This window comes from Pseudomonas edaphica, assembly GCF_965277385.1.
Taxonomy (GTDB): domain Bacteria; phylum Pseudomonadota; class Gammaproteobacteria; order Pseudomonadales; family Pseudomonadaceae; genus Aquipseudomonas; species Aquipseudomonas edaphica.
In genome coordinates, this window is sequence record NZ_OZ255725.1 from 653,576 (window position 1) to 667,823 (window position 14,248).

At 63.0% G+C, this 14,248-nt stretch carries 9 protein-coding genes; 1 reads left to right on the top strand and 8 read right to left on the bottom strand.

The genetic code is table 11. The features are described 5' to 3' along the window. Positions 1 to 405 precede the first annotated feature (405 nt). The 7 genes from uvrA to ACQY47_RS02665 form a co-directional block, all read right to left on the bottom strand. On the bottom strand, positions 406 to 2,925 hold the full coding sequence (uvrA, locus tag ACQY47_RS02635) for an excinuclease ABC subunit UvrA (protein ID WP_428555348.1): 2,520 nt from the start codon (positions 2,923 to 2,925) through the stop codon (positions 406 to 408). Next, positions 2,922 to 4,634: an ATP-binding protein gene (locus tag ACQY47_RS02640; RefSeq protein ID WP_428555351.1), complete on the bottom strand. Its 1,713-nt coding sequence runs from the start codon at positions 4,632 to 4,634 to the stop codon at positions 2,922 to 2,924. Before ACQY47_RS02640 ends, uvrA begins: the two co-directional genes overlap by 4 nt. 110 nt (positions 4,635 to 4,744) lie before the next feature. After that, positions 4,745 to 7,816 (bottom strand): error-prone DNA polymerase, encoded by a 3,072-nt coding sequence (locus ACQY47_RS02645; RefSeq protein ID WP_428555354.1) that lies wholly within the window; start codon positions 7,814 to 7,816, stop codon positions 4,745 to 4,747. After that, complete coding sequence (locus tag ACQY47_RS02650; protein ID WP_428555357.1) at positions 7,813 to 9,225, bottom strand: Y-family DNA polymerase; 1,413 nt, start codon at positions 9,223 to 9,225, stop codon at positions 7,813 to 7,815. The genes ACQY47_RS02645 and ACQY47_RS02650 overlap by 4 nt, the downstream gene beginning before the upstream one ends. A 7-nt stretch (positions 9,226 to 9,232) precedes the next feature. Next, positions 9,233 to 9,847 (bottom strand): translesion DNA synthesis-associated protein ImuA, encoded by a 615-nt coding sequence (gene imuA, locus ACQY47_RS02655; protein ID WP_428555360.1) that lies wholly within the window; start codon positions 9,845 to 9,847, stop codon positions 9,233 to 9,235. After that, positions 9,847 to 10,464, bottom strand: coding sequence for a transcriptional repressor LexA (gene lexA / locus ACQY47_RS02660; RefSeq protein WP_017135402.1), 618 nt, complete (start codon positions 10,462 to 10,464; stop codon positions 9,847 to 9,849). The genes imuA and lexA overlap by 1 nt, the downstream gene beginning before the upstream one ends. A gap of 956 nt (positions 10,465 to 11,420) precedes the next feature. Next, positions 11,421 to 12,008 carry an NUDIX domain-containing protein gene (locus tag ACQY47_RS02665; RefSeq protein WP_026013479.1) on the bottom strand — a complete coding sequence of 196 codons (588 nt, stop codon included), beginning with the start codon at positions 12,006 to 12,008 and terminating at the stop codon, positions 11,421 to 11,423. A gap of 113 nt (positions 12,009 to 12,121) precedes the next feature. Between ACQY47_RS02665 and ACQY47_RS02670 the strand changes: the two genes are divergently transcribed. After that, positions 12,122 to 13,261, top strand: a complete 1,140-nt coding sequence (locus ACQY47_RS02670; RefSeq protein ID WP_428555364.1) for a GGDEF domain-containing protein — start codon at positions 12,122 to 12,124, stop codon at positions 13,259 to 13,261. Here ACQY47_RS02670 and ACQY47_RS02675 read toward each other — a convergent pair. Next, positions 13,240 to 14,109, bottom strand: coding sequence for an SDR family NAD(P)-dependent oxidoreductase (locus ACQY47_RS02675; protein ID WP_169988747.1), 870 nt, complete (start codon positions 14,107 to 14,109; stop codon positions 13,240 to 13,242). The genes ACQY47_RS02670 and ACQY47_RS02675 overlap by 22 nt on opposite strands. Positions 14,110 to 14,248 lie beyond the last annotated feature (139 nt).

Here is a 14,248-nt window from a genome sequence, read left to right on the forward strand (position 1 = left end):
ACTTGATCTGGCTCTTGCTTCAACCACTCAGGTCGGCTTTCAGGCCGCCGTGCTGTAGATCTTGATCTTGATCTTGCTTTTGATCTGAGACGCCCCGTTAACCACGATGGCCGAACGCAGGCTTGAATCCGTGGGTAACCCGGCAGGACGCCGGGTTAGCCGCGCTGGGCCAAGGATGGCCCATCGCGGCGGCCCACGGATTCAAGCCGGAGTGAGGGCACACCGAGCCTAAGCGAGGTGCCGAGTGGTGGGGCACAGACCTTTTGGTTACTTTTGGGGCGTTTGCCAAAAGTGACCCGCTGTAAGAGCGGAACCATAAGCCGCCGTTACCCGAATAACGGATATGTACACCGACAAACCGCCATCGCAGGCAAGCCAGCTCCCACAATTAATCGGCGTTGAAACTTACACCAACTCCCGCGCCAGAAACGCTGCAGTACGGCTGGCTTTGCTCTTGGCCACCTTCTGCGGCGTACCACGAGCCACCACCTTCCCGCCCAAATCCCCAGCCCCCGGCCCAATATCAATCACCCAATCCCCCTGCGCCACCACGCGCATCTCATGCTCCACCACAACCACCGTGTGCCCCGCGTCCACCAGATGATTAAGCTGACTCAGCAAACGGTCCACATCCCGTGGATGCAAACCCGTAGTCGGCTCATCCAACACATACAACGTCGCGCCCCGGGCATTACGTTGCAACTCGGTCGCCAACTTGATCCGCTGCGCCTCACCGCCGGACAGCTCAGTCGCCGGCTGCCCCAACCGCAAATACCCCAGGCCGATATCACGCAATACCAACAACGAACGCAACACCCCAGGCTGCTCGGCAAACACCTCGACCGCCTGCTCCACGGTCAACCCCAGCACCTGGGCAATGCTCAAGCCTTGCCACTTGATCGCCAACGTCTCAGGGTTATAACGCGCCCCATGACACGTCGGACACGGCGCATACACGCTGGGCATAAACAGCAACTCGACACTGACAAACCCTTCCCCCTCGCAATGGGGGCAACGGCCCTTGGCAACGTTGAACGAGAACTGCCCGGCATCGAAATGACGCTTCCTGGCCGCCGGTGTTGCCGCGAACAATTTGCGCACGTTATCGAACAACCCGGTGTAAGTCGCCAGGTTAGAACGCGGCGTACGGCCGATGGGCTTCTGGTCCACCTGCACCAAACGTCGAATCTGTTCCAAACCGCTGCTGATCCGCCCACCACTGCTTTGCGGGGCATCGTCTTCAAGGCTCGGTTCTTCGTCGCTTTCCAGCACACGGCCCAAGCCTGTGCCCACCAGTTCCAACAGCGCCTGGCTAACCAGACTGGACTTGCCCGAGCCGGAAATACCCGTCACCGCCGTAAAGCAACCCAGCGGGAAATCCACGCTTAGATCCTTGAGATTATTACGCGTCACGCCTTCAAGCTTCAGCCACCCCGACGGCTCACGTCGCGTCGTGCTGCAAACGCGCCGCTCGGCAAACAAATACTCGCGCGTCTGCGAGGCCTGCACATCCGCCAAACCGGCAGGCGGACCGCTGTACAGCACTTGCCCGCCGTGCTCACCGGCAGCCGGCCCCACATCGATCAGCCAGTCGGCCCGGCGCATGGTTTCCAGGTCATGTTCCACCACAAACAACGAATTGCCGGCCGCTTTCAAACGCTCAAGCGCAGTAAACAATGCTTCGCCATCCGCCGGGTGCAGGCCTGCCGAGGGCTCGTCCAGCACATAGATCACGCCGAACAGCTGCGAGCCCAACTGGGTGGCCAGGCGCAGTCGCTGCAATTCCCCGGATGACAATGTAGGCGTGCTGCGCTCCAGGGACAGATAGCCCAAGCCCAACTCGGTGAGGGTGCTGACCCGCTCCAGCAAGTCCTGGGCGATACGCTGAGCCGCAAGGCGCTTTTCCACCGACAGCTTCATTTTGTCCTGCCCCGCCGCCACCGGGCGCAGCAGCTCGGCCAACTGCGCCAGCGACAGTTGCGACAGCGCGCCGATGTCCACCCCGGCAAACTTCACCGACAGCGCCGCCTTGTTCAGCCGCTTGCCCTCGCACGCCGGGCACGCACTGCCCTGCATGAACTGCGACACGCGCTTTTTCATCAGTGCGCTTTGGGTATGGCTGAAGGTGTGCAGGATATAGCGCCGCGCACCGCTGAACGTGCCCTGGTAGCTCGGCTCCAGCTTGCGTTTCAACGCGTCGCGGGTTTGCTGTGGGGTGAAGCCTGCGTACACCGGCACGGTCGGGGTTTCTTCGGTAAACAGAATCCAGTCGCGCTGCTTTTTCGGCAGGTCGCGCCACGGGATGTCCACGTCATAGCCCAGGGTCACAAGGATGTCGCGCAGGTTCTGCCCCTGCCACGCCAAGGGCCAGGACGCCACCGCACGCTGGCGAATGGTCAACGACGGATCCGGCACCATCAGCGCCTCGGTCACCTCATACACGCGGCCCAAACCGTGGCAGTGCGGGCAGGCGCCCTGGGGCAGGTTCGGTGAAAAGTCCTCGGCGTACAGCATCGCCTGCCCCGGCGGATAACTGCCGGCACGCGAATACAGCATGCGGATCAGGCTCGACAAGGTGGTGACGCTGCCCACCGACGAGCGTGCACTCGGCGTGCCGCGCTGCTGTTGCAGGGCCACGGCCGGGGGCAAGCCTTCGATAGCGTCCACATCGGGTACGCCGACCTGGTCAATCAGGCGCCGCGCATAGGGCGCCACCGATTCGAAATAGCGGCGCTGAGCCTCGGCATACACCGTGGAAAACGCCAGGGATGATTTGCCCGAACCCGAAACGCCGGTAAATACCACCAGGGCATCCCGGGGGATATCCACATCGACGTTACGCAGGTTGTGTTCGCGGGCGCCGCGCACGCGTACAAAGCCTGGGCGCTGGGCGGTGATCGGGGGGATGTTGCGCTGTGACGTCATGGGCAACCTTGTCTGGCGGTGAGCACGCTGCGCACCCGTTGCGTGAGGGCTTCGGGGCTGTAGGGCTTGCTCAGCAGATGAATGTCGGAGCTCAGCAAATGATTGCTGGAAAGAATGTCGCGGGTGTGCCCGGAGGTGAACAGCACCGCCACCGGCGGGTGCTGCACGCGCGCCCAGTCGGCCAGGTCGGTGCTTTTGACCCGGCCGGGCATCACCACGTCGGTAAAGATCAGGTCCGGCTGCACGCCGTTTTGCAGGGTTTGCATGGCCCGGTCACCGTCTTCGGCGGTCAGTACCGTGTAGCCCGATTGCTGCAGCAACTCGACCACGGTCAGGCGCACGCCTTCGTTGTCCTCGACCACCAGGATGGTTTCCTGGCCGCCACTGTGAGTCGCCTGCTCGGTGTCGACCTCACCACATTCGGGTTCCAGGCTGTGGGGGAAATACATCTGCACCACCGAGCCTTTGCCCTCCTCGCTCCGTACGTCCACATGCCCGCCGCTTTGGCGTACAAAACCGAACACCATGCTCAGGCCCAGGCCGGTGCCATGCCCTTCACGCTTGGTGGTAAAGAACGGCTCGAACGCACGTTTGAGTACCTCCTGGGGCATGCCGACACCGGTGTCGGTCACCGCCAGGCGCACGTATTCGCCCGGTTTGATGCTTTTACCGATGCAATCGCCGGGGTTGAGGATGATATTTTCGCCGCTGATGCGAATCACGCCTTCGCCTTGCATGGCATCGCGGGCATTGATCGCCAGGTTGAGCAGCGCGTTTTCCAATTGGTTGCGGTCGACATTGATGCACCAGGAATCCTGGGGCAGTTGCACGTCGATATGAATGGTTTCGCCCAGGGCGCGTTGAAGCAGCTCGCCCAAGCCTGCGTAGATGCGCTGCGGGTTGTACACCGCCGGTGACAACGGCTGACGACGCGCAAACGCCAACAGTTGCGAGGACAGCTTGGCACCGCGCTCCACCGCCGCGATGGCCGCCGTGACCCGGCGCTGCACCTGGGGGTTGTCCGGCTCGTGGCGGGCCAGCAGGTGCAGGTTGCCGGCGATCACTTGCAGCAGGTTATTGAAGTCATGGGCCACGCCGCCGGTCAGGCCGCCGATTGCCTCGAGCTTCTGGGATTGACGCAACTGGTCTTCGGCGGCGGAACGCGCTTGCACTTCGGCGGCGACGCGTTGCTCCAGGTTATGGGTGAGTTCCTGGCGCAGGCGCTCGGAATGCACGTGCTCGGTGGTTTCCACCACAATCGCCAACACCCCGGCTGGCTGCTGATTGTCCCCGGCGACGGGGCTGTAATAGAGGTCCAGCCAGACGGTTTCCGGCTTGCCGTTACGCAACAACACCAGGTCTTTGTTGTTAAACGTCAAGGTGCCGCCCGCTAGGCAGGTGTCGACCACGTGGCGATTGAACTCGGCCACCTCCGGCCAGCCCAGCTCCACCGGCGTGCCGAGCAAGTACGGATGCCGGCCGCCGGCAAACACCGAATAGCTGTCGTTGTAGATCATGTAGCCCGCCCGCCCCCACAGCATCACCATCGGCACGGGCGAGGCCAGCATCATCTGCACGTTGCAGGCCAGGCTGGCGCTCCAGGTGTCAATCGGGCCAAGATCCGTGGCGGACCAATCGAAGGCACGGATACGCTGGGCCATTTCACCGGACCAGCCTTCACAGCCGTAGGGGTTGGATAAAAATTGCATCGGTTGGCTCTGTGCAAAGAGAGGGTATTTGCAACGTTTTGGAGCGCGCCAGCGGCGGATGGTTTCACTTGTTATAAGTTAGGAGGTAATGGCGACAAAAACCACTGCCCTCAATGAAAATCCCGGCTGCGCACATGAATGCCTTCCAGCAGTGGCGTCAGGTCGGTGAGACGCCCGGCAATCAGGTGCCGCACCTCGCCCACCGCCTCCCAGCGCCCGTCGACTTTGAGCAGCCGCGAGCCGACCAGCGCCAGGCGCTGGCGTTCTGCCAGGTCGCGCCACACCACCACATTGAGGTTGCCGAATTCATCTTCCAGCGTCACAAAGGTCACGCCGCTGGCGGTGCCAGGGCGCTGGCGCCCGGTCACCAGACCGGCGACGCTGACATTGCGCCCATGCTCCACCGCCATCAGCTCCAAAGAGCTGCGGCAGCGGCGTCTACGCAACTCATCACGCAGCAACGCCAGCGGGTGCGGGCCGAGGGTGGTGCCAACCGTGGCGTAATCAGCCTGCAAGTCTTCACCAACCGTCGGCGCCGGCAATTGCACCGCCGCTTCGTCGGGGCTCGGCAGGCCCGCGAACAACCCCAGCTGTTTATGCACGCCTGCCACTTCCCAGCGTGCCCGGTGCCGGTTGCCCGCCAACGCACGCAAGGCCCCGGCATCCGCCAGCAACGCCTGGGCCCGCGCATCCAGGCCAGCGCGGTCGTCCAGGTCGGCAATGTCGCTGAACACTCGACGCTGGCGCGCCGCCTCGATGCGCCGCCCATCCTCCTCACGAAACCCCGAGATCATGCGCAACCCCAGGCGAATCGCCGGTTGCTGGCCGTCGACAGGCTCCAGGCTGCAATCCCAGTCACTGGCCAGCACATCCACCGGGCGGATCTGCAAGCGGTGGCGCCGCGCATCCTGCAGGATCTGGTCCGGGCTGTAGAAACCCATGGGCCAGCTGTTGATCAAGGCACAGGCGAACGCCGCCGGTTCATGGCACTTGAGCCAGCAACTGGCGTAGGTCAGCAAGGCAAAACTGGCCGCATGGGACTCGGGGAAGCCATAGCTGCCAAAGCCTTTGATCTGCTCGAAAATCTGCGCGGCAAATTCCTCGCTGTAGCCGTTCTTGAGCATGCCGGTGCGCAGACGCTGCTGATGCGGTTCCAGGCCGCCGTGGCGTTTCCAGGCGGCCATGGAGCGGCGCAACTGGTCGGCTTCGCCTGGGCCATAGTCGGCGGCAACCATGGCGATCTGCATCACCTGTTCCTGGAACAGCGGCACGCCCAAGGTGCGTTTCAACACTGCCTCAAGTTCCGGTGACGGATAAGTGGTGGGCTCTTCGTTATTCCGGCGCCGCAGGTACGGATGCACCATACCGCCCTGGATCGGCCCAGGCCGCACAATCGCCACCTCAATCACCAGGTCGTAGAAGTTCTGCGGCTTGAGCCTGGGCAGCATCGACATCTGCGCCCGCGACTCGATCTGGAACACGCCGATGGTGTCGGCCTTGCTGATCATTGCGTAGGTGGCCGGGTCTTCTTTGGGTATGCCTGCCAGAGACATATCGCGATTGCGATGGCGGCGCAGCAAGTCGAAGCAGCGGCGGATCGCGCTGAGCATGCCCAACGCGAGGATATCCACCTTGAGCAGGCCCACGGCGTCGAGGTCATCCTTGTCCCACTGGATAATGGTGCGCTCGGCCATGGCGGCATTTTCCACCGGCACCAGGGTGTCCAGCGGGTATTCGGAAATCACAAAACCGCCAGGGTGCTGGGACAAGTGCCGGGGAAAACCGATCAGTTGTTGAGTCAATGTCAGCACACGCCGCAGGATCGGGCTTTGCGGGTCGAAGCCGCCTTCGCGCAGGCGTTCCAGCGGCGGCGCATCTTCACTCCAGCGCCCGCAACAGTCGGCCAGCGCGTTGATCTGGTCCGGCGGCAAACCGAGGGCCTTGGCCACATCACGCACCGCGCCGGACGCGTGATAACTGCTGACCACCGCCGTCAACGCCGCGCGGGTGCGGCCGTAGCGTTGGAACACGTACTGCAGCACTTCTTCGCGGCGTTCATGTTCGAAGTCCACGTCGATATCCGGCGGTTCATTACGCTCCTTGGACAGGAAACGCTCGAACAGCATGCTCGTCAGGCTCGGGTCGATTTCGGTGATGCCCAAGGCAAAACACACCGCCGAGTTGGCGGCCGAGCCACGGCCCTGACACAGGATCGAACGGCTGCGGGCGAAGCGCACGATGTCGTGCACCGTCAGGAAGTAGCTTTCGTAACCGAGGTCGCTGATCAACTGCAATTCCTTGTTGATCTGCTGCAAGGTCTTGGCGTCAACACCGTGCGGCCAGCGCTGGGCAATGCCTTCCTCGGTCACGGTGCGCAGCCAGGATTGGGCATCATGGCCGGCGGGCACCAGTTCGCGTGGGTAGTGGTAGCGCAACTGGCTGAGATCAAAGGTGCAACGTTTCGCGATGGCCAGGGTTTCATCACGCAGCGCTTGCGGGTACAACGCTGCCAGCGCGTCGAGGCTGCGTAAATGCCGCTCGCCATTGGGGTGCAGGCGCGTGCCGGCTTCGGCCACCGGCACGTGATGACGGATCGCGGTCATGGTGTCTTGCAAGGCCCGGCGACCCCGCGCGTGCATATGCACATCGCCGCAAGCCACCGCCGGGATCTGCAGGCTGGCAGCCAGGGCCAGGCGCTGCTGCAAATAGCGCGCATCGTCCTGACCGCAGTGCAGGTGCACCGCCAGCCACAGGCGTTCGGCGAAGGTGTGTTGCAGCCATTGGAGGGTGGCCTGGGTGTCGCTGTCTTCGGCCACCCACAGCGCCAGCAGGCCGGGCATGGGCTGTTCGAAGTCGGCGTGCAGCAGGCGGTAACGGCCTTTTTCGGCGCGGCGGCGAGCCAGGGTGATCAGGCGGCACAGGTGTTGATAGCCGCTGAGATCTTCGACCAGCAACACCAGTTTCGGGCCGTTTTCGATGCGCACTTCGCTGCCGATAATCAGCGGCAAATCCACCGCCTTCGCCGCCTGCCAGGCTCGCACGATGCCCGCCAAGGTGCATTCGTCGGTGATCGCCAGGGCGCTGTAGCCTTGGCGCTTGGCACGTTCGAACAGCTCCAGCGCACTGGACGCGCCGCGCTGGAAACTGAAACTGGACAGGCAATGCAGCTCGGCATAGCTCATGCGAACCAGCCTTGCAGCCACAGCCCGTCGTTCTGCCCCACACAGCGATAGGCCCAGCCTTGCTGGCCGGCACGGGTGCGGATCAGGTAATAGTCGCGGCGGATATCGGCGCCGTCCCACCAGCCGGATTCGATGCGCTCCGGGCCCATCAGGATCTGCACGCCCTGCTCGGCCAGCAAGGTCGGTTCAGTCAGCAACCAGCCGGGGCGCTGCACCTTGTGCAAGGTCGGGCACGCACGGCTGTCGGCGCTCGCCTGCCAGGCACATTCGGGGCGGTGGTCGGCATGAAAGCGCAGGCTTTGTACGGCCTCATCGCCAAGCCGTGCGCGCAAGCGTTCGCGCAGTTGCTCCCAAGGCAAGGTTTGTTGCGGGCGATCGTCGAACAGGTCCTGGCGTTGCGGCACAAACACCGGCAGGTCCTGGGCCACCAGGCGGAACCCGCGCACCGGAGAGGTGACTTGCACCTGTTCCAGGCGGCCACGGGCCAGTTCGAACAGCATCGACGGTTCGCGCTCGGCACTGAGCAGGCCGACCTTGATCACACTGTCGGGCGCCTGGGCGTGTTCCAGGTGCAAGTCAAAGCGCTGCACGCCACTGTCGCGCCCGCAGAGGAAGGCGCACAAGTCACCGGTCAGGCGCCGTAACGGGAACAGCAGCGCCTGGTGTGACTGCACGTCGAAATTCAGCTCGATGCGCACGTCGAACTGATCCGGCGGCTGATAAAACGCCAGGGCCAGTGGGCGCTGCCCACTCAGGGCATCCAGGTGCTTGAGCAAGCCGGCGTCAAAGCGTCGCGCCAGGGTGTGCCGAGGCAACGCCTGCACCTGGGCCAACGTACGCAGGCCCATGCGTGACAAGGCCGTGGACGTCTGCGGGTCAAGACCGGCGCGGTCGATAGGCAGTGGCGCCAGCGCCTGCTGCAAGGCGTCCTCGCCGATCGCCAAACCATCATAAATATTCGCCAGCACCCGCGCCGCCGCCGGGTTGGGCGCGGCGACGATACGGTGGCGAAAGCCCAATTCGGTCAATTCCTGGCGCAAGCGCGCCTCGAACTGCGGCCATGGCCCGAACAGGCCCAGGCTCGACTCGATCTCGAACAGCAACGCACGCGGGTAATACACGCTGACCTGGGAGCTGAAACGGTAGGCCCAGGCGGCGAGGAACTGCTGCCAGCGCTCGATTTCGGCGGGGTCGTATTCGGCGCTGGCAAAGGTTTTGGCCAGGGCATGCGCGGCCGTCAGCGATTGACCTGATCGCAGGCCCAAGGCGCGGGCGGCGGCATTGACGGTTTGCAGCACGCGGCGCTGCGGTGTGCCGGCCAGCAGTACCAACGGTTGATCCGGCTCAGGGTGCACACGCTGCACCCCGTCCAGCGCCAATTGCGGGAAGACAATACACACCCAGCGCATGGCAACCTCAGTGCCCCGCCAGTGCTATCGGCGCCGGGTGGGCCAAGCCGCCCCGGCACTTGAGCACCCGCACTTGCGCAGGTTTTGCCTCGACGGCCAGGCGCAAGGCGGCGGGCGATGAATTGACCGCCTCGCTCAAAGCGCGCCAGGCAAACGCCAGGGTTTGCCCGGTCTCGGCCGCCACCTGCAAGCGCCGCAAGGCGCGGTCATCGGCCTTGCGCGGCCAGCACAGCACCGCGCCGCAACTGCCCGAACGCAGGCACTGCTCCACCGCCCACAACACGTCGCGCGCCTCGGCCTGGATCACCGAAAGCTGGCGCAAATCCACCCCGGCGTTCTGCCAGGCGTGGGGGTACGGCGTGTAGGGCGGCGCCACCAGCACAATCCGCTCGCCCGCCGTTGATAAGCGGGCCAGGGTTGGCAACACCAATTGCAGCTCGCCAACGCCCTCCTTCGCCATCAGGATTTCACTCAGCGCCGACTCCGGCCAACCGCACGTGGGCAACACCGCGTCCAGCGCCGCCAGCCCAGTGGGGTGCACGCTGGCCGGTGGCACGGCGGGCCGGCCTTTCCAGACGCGGCCGCCATTGAACAGCGTATCCAGAGCAACGACGGCGCCCATCAACCTTGCCTCACCAGGCCGCAGAACACCCCTTCGATGGCCAGGTCCTGATCCGGCCCGACCACAATCGGTTGATACGCGGGGTTGCGCGGCAGCAGGCGCACCTGCTCGCCGTGGCGCTCAAAGCGTTTGATGGTGACTTCACCGTCCAGGCGTGCCACCACAATCTGCCCGTTCAAGGCTTCGGCGCTGCGGCGTACGCCCACCAGATCGCCGTCGAGGATGCCGTCTTCGATCATCGAATCGCCCTGCACACGCAGCAGGTAATCCGGGGTTTTGGCGAAAGTGGCGGGGTCGAGTTGCAGACGATTGTGCACTTCGGCATCGGCGCCGATGGGCAGGCCGGCGGCGACACGGCCGAGTACGGGCACGTCCAGCCATTCGGGACGCGCCGGTTGGTTGAGCAGGCGGATGCCACGGGCCTGGTTGGGGTTGACCTCGATGAAGCCGGCTTCGGTCAGGGCCACCACGTGTTTGCGAGCGACGCTGCGCGAGGCAAAGCCGAACGCCTCGGCGATCTCGGCGAGGCTTGGGGGCTGGCCTTGTTGCGCGATACGGTCGCGGATGAAGGTCAGGATGGCGGTGCGGCGGGGGGTCAGGGTTGTCATGGAGTACATTTGTACTCTTGTGGGAAATTTCTGACAATAGCCGGTAGTCGGGATTGGGGGGCTGTTGGGGTTGGGGTTGGGGTTGGGGTTGGGTGCATATCCATTATTTGGGTAACGGCGGCTTATGGTTCCGCTCTTACAGCGGCTCACTTTTTGAGGGACCAAAAAGTAAGCAAAAAGTCCTCGCCCCAACACTCGGTGCCTCGCTGTGGCTCGGCATGCCCGCAATCCGCCAGTGATTTGGGGGGCCGCCGCGATGGGCCATCCTTGGCCCAGCGCGGCTAAACCGGCATCCCTGCCGGTTTACCCCCCAAATCCCTGTCAGATTCCGGCCATCGTGTTTGACGGGGCGATTTCAGATCAAGATCAAAAGCACAGATCAAAAGACCGCTGACTTCGTCATCGAAAAGGATGTAAGGGCCAGAGCAACAGCAACTGCAACTGCAACTGCAACTGCAACTGCAAAGCCATACTCGGTCTAATGTGGGAGCTGGCTTGCCTGCGATGGCATCAACTCGGTGTGTCTGATGTACCAAGGTGTCTGCATCGCAGGCAAGCCAGCTCCCACAGAAAAGCAGCTCTTCAGTGTATGCAAATCCGCTTTTCGCTTTTCGCTTTTGATTCAACCACTCAGGTCGGCTTTCAGGCCGCCGTGCTCTGCTTTTGATCTTGCTTTTGATCTGAGGCGCCCCGTTAACCACGATGGCCGAACGCAGGCTTGAATCCGTGGGTAACCCGGCAGGACGCCGGGTTAGCCGCGCTGGGCCAAGGATGGCCCATCGCGGCGGCCCACGGATTCAAGCCGGAGTGCGGGCATGCCGAGCCTAAGCGAGGCACCGAGTGGTGGGGCACAGACCTTTTGGTTACTTTTGGCTGGGCCGGCATTCCGGGCGTTTGCCAAAAGTGACCCGCCGTAAGGGCGGAACCCTAAGTAGCCGTTACCGCAGCAACGGATATGTACTCAATCACCAGCCATCTTTAAGCATCCGCAATTCCAGATGCTGCAACAGCATAATGGTCTTGCCATCGACAATCTCCCCACTCTGCACCATCGCCAGCGCCTGCTCAAACCCCAACTCCAGCACTTCGATATCCTCACCCTCCTCCTCCAGCCCGCCCCCCGTACCAATCTGATCCGCCTGCGTATACTCACCGATAAAAAAGTGAATCCGCTCAGTCACCGAACCTGGACTCATAAACGCCGCATAGATTTTTTCCACATGGCCGACGCGATACCCGGTCTCTTCCTCAGCCTCCAGGCGAATACGTTCTTCAGGACTGGCATTGTCCAGCAACCCGGCAGCCGTTTCGATCAAGTAGCCGGGGTAATCGTTGACAAACGTAGGCATGCGAAACTGCCGGATCAACAGCACCGTGCGCTGCCCACGGTTGTACAACAGGATGGTCGCGCCATTGCCCCGGTCATACACCTCACGAGTCTGGGCCTGCCAGCTGCCATCCTGGCGACGCAGGTCGAAGCTGTACTTTTTCAAGTTGTACCAGCTGTCTGAAAGGGTTTCTTCAGCGGTGATGCGAATAGGGCTGTTGTCCATGGTCGGGCCTTTGCTCATAGAAGCCGGGAGCATGTCGCGCCAGCAATACCAGCGTCAAGCGGCCTGCTTACGGATACAATCGCCACCCAAGAAGGATCGCCAGGTTCACGCCAATGATGCTGCACATCCCGACGCTATTGATGGTAGCCATGTTCGTGTTCGGCCTCATGGGCCTGCTCACGGTACATGCCTGGAGTCGTGGCCGCGAACCGACCCTGGGCTATCTGGGCAGCATGCTGCTGCTAGCCGCCCTGGGCACCGGGCTGATTGTGGTGCGCGGCGTGGGCATGGACTTTGTCGCGCTGGTCATCGGCAACGTGGTGCTGCTGCTCAGCGCCGCCATGAACTGGACCGCCATGCGCACCTTCGTGCAACAAAAACCCAATGTACCGGGCATCCTCGCCGGCGCCGTCCTGTGGTTGCTGATGTGTTTGGTGCCGCCGTTCTATGGCTCGCTGTCGGCGCGCGTCACCCTGTATTCACTATTGGCTGCCGGCTACGGCGTGCTGTCGGCGCTGGAGCTGTGGCGCAAGCGCAAAAGCCTGGAAGTGGCCTACGTGCCGGCCCTGGTGCTGACGTTGTGGCACACCGGTTTTTATGGCGTGCGCGCCTTTACCGACCCTGGCCTGCCGATCAACAGCGAACGGGCCTCGGAGAGTGAAAGCACGCCGTTTTTTGCATTCATGCTGTTTGAGTCGATGCTGTACGCCATCGGTATCGCCTACGTCACCTTGGCGATGGTCAAGGAGCGCGCCGAGTTGCGCTTCAAGGCCGCCGCCTTCAGTGACGCGCTGACCGGCATCGGCAACCGCCGCGCCTTTATGCTCAAGGGTGAAAACCTGCTGCACCGCCATCAATGCGCGGCCCTGTTGCTTTGCGACCTGGACCACTTCAAACGCCTGAACGACAGCTTCGGCCATCCCATGGGCGACCAGGCGTTGATTGCCTTCAGCCAGGTGCTGCAGGACGCGTTACGCAACGAGGATGTGTTCGCACGCATTGGCGGCGAAGAGTTCGCCTGCCTGTTGGCAGGCAGCGATGAAACCGATGCGTTGGCAGTGGCCGAGCGAATCCGCCTGGCGTTTGCGCGGTTGGAATTGCTGGCGCCGGGCTTTCTGAGTGTGAGTATCGGCATCGTCACCACCCAGGCAGCGGGCAGTGACTTATCGCATTTATTGTCCCAGGCCGACCAGGCGCTGTACCTGGCCAAGGCGCAGGGGCGTAATCGGGTTCAACTGGTCACGCCGGCCTGAGCCAGCGGCTGCTTGATGCGCGACCACGCGGCGGCGACTTCTTGCGCATTGGCCGCCTTGATGCGTGCGAGATTGCGCGGGTACTCCACGCCTGGGTTTTCGGTGAAGCGCGTGGCGGTGAATTGACCATTGCTGGCGCGCAGAATGTAGCCCGTGTCCTGACACTGCCCAGAGGCCAGGAACACTACGCCCGGCGTCACCCATTCTGGCTTGAGTTCATCCGGTTCGTCGGTCACGCCCCACATGCGCGTCTTGGCCACCGGCGAGATCGCGTTGACGTTGATGCCGGCCTCGGCGCCTTCATGGCTCAGTGCATTCATGATGCCCAATTGCGCCATCTTGCCGGCGCTGTAAGCCACCAGCCCGGTTTGCTCGTACTCCACGTACATGGCGCGGTCGGAGGTGGTCAGGATAATGCGCGGCGCCGCTGAGCGCAGCAGCTGCGGCCAGGCGTGCTTGCACAGCCAGAGCGGCGCGTAAAGGTTGATGTCCATGGTGCGCTGGAGGAACGCGGCGTCGAGGTCGGCGATGTTCTGGTAACCGACCCAACCGGCGTTATGGATCAGGATATCGAGCTGGCCGTAAGCCTCGATGGTGAAGCTGATCAGTTGTCGGCAACCCTCGTCCGTAGACAGGTCGCCGCCATGCCCGAGCACCGCCAGCCCTTCGGCCTGCAAGGCTGCGGCCGCCGCGTGCACCACCGATGCATCAGTGCCGACGCCTACCTTGTCGGCGCCGATATCGCTGATCACCACCCGCGCGCCACCTTGGGCCAGCGCCCGTGCATAACTGAGGCCCAGCCCACGCGCGCCGCCGGTGATAATTGCCGTTTTGCCGGTGAAATCCATGTCTGTGCTCTCCTGTTCGGCCGTCCACCCTAACAACCCGCGTACGGATTGTTCAAGGCTGCAATACTTTGCAAGCAATCCTCCTCTACGGCCGTCGAATTAATGCCTGCCGGCCCACGCCATCTGGTAAAACGCCTGC

Coding starts and splice junctions, on each gene's coding strand:
- uvrA (WP_428555348.1), bottom strand. CDS start 2,925: ATGACGTCACAGCGCAACATCCCCCCGATCACCGCCCAGCGCCCAGGC.
- ACQY47_RS02640 (WP_428555351.1), bottom strand. CDS start 4,634: ATGCAATTTTTATCCAACCCCTACGGCTGTGAAGGCTGGTCCGGTGAA.
- ACQY47_RS02645 (WP_428555354.1), bottom strand. CDS start 7,816: ATGAGCTATGCCGAGCTGCATTGCCTGTCCAGTTTCAGTTTCCAGCGC.
- ACQY47_RS02650 (WP_428555357.1), bottom strand. CDS start 9,225: ATGCGCTGGGTGTGTATTGTCTTCCCGCAATTGGCGCTGGACGGGGTG.
- imuA (WP_428555360.1), bottom strand. CDS start 9,847: ATGGGCGCCGTCGTTGCTCTGGATACGCTGTTCAATGGCGGCCGCGTC.
- lexA (WP_017135402.1), bottom strand. CDS start 10,464: ATGTACTCCATGACAACCCTGACCCCCCGCCGCACCGCCATCCTGACC.
- ACQY47_RS02665 (WP_026013479.1), bottom strand. CDS start 12,008: ATGGACAACAGCCCTATTCGCATCACCGCTGAAGAAACCCTTTCAGAC.
- ACQY47_RS02670 (WP_428555364.1), top strand. CDS start 12,122: ATGATGCTGCACATCCCGACGCTATTGATGGTAGCCATGTTCGTGTTC.
- ACQY47_RS02675 (WP_169988747.1), bottom strand. CDS start 14,109: ATGGATTTCACCGGCAAAACGGCAATTATCACCGGCGGCGCGCGTGGG.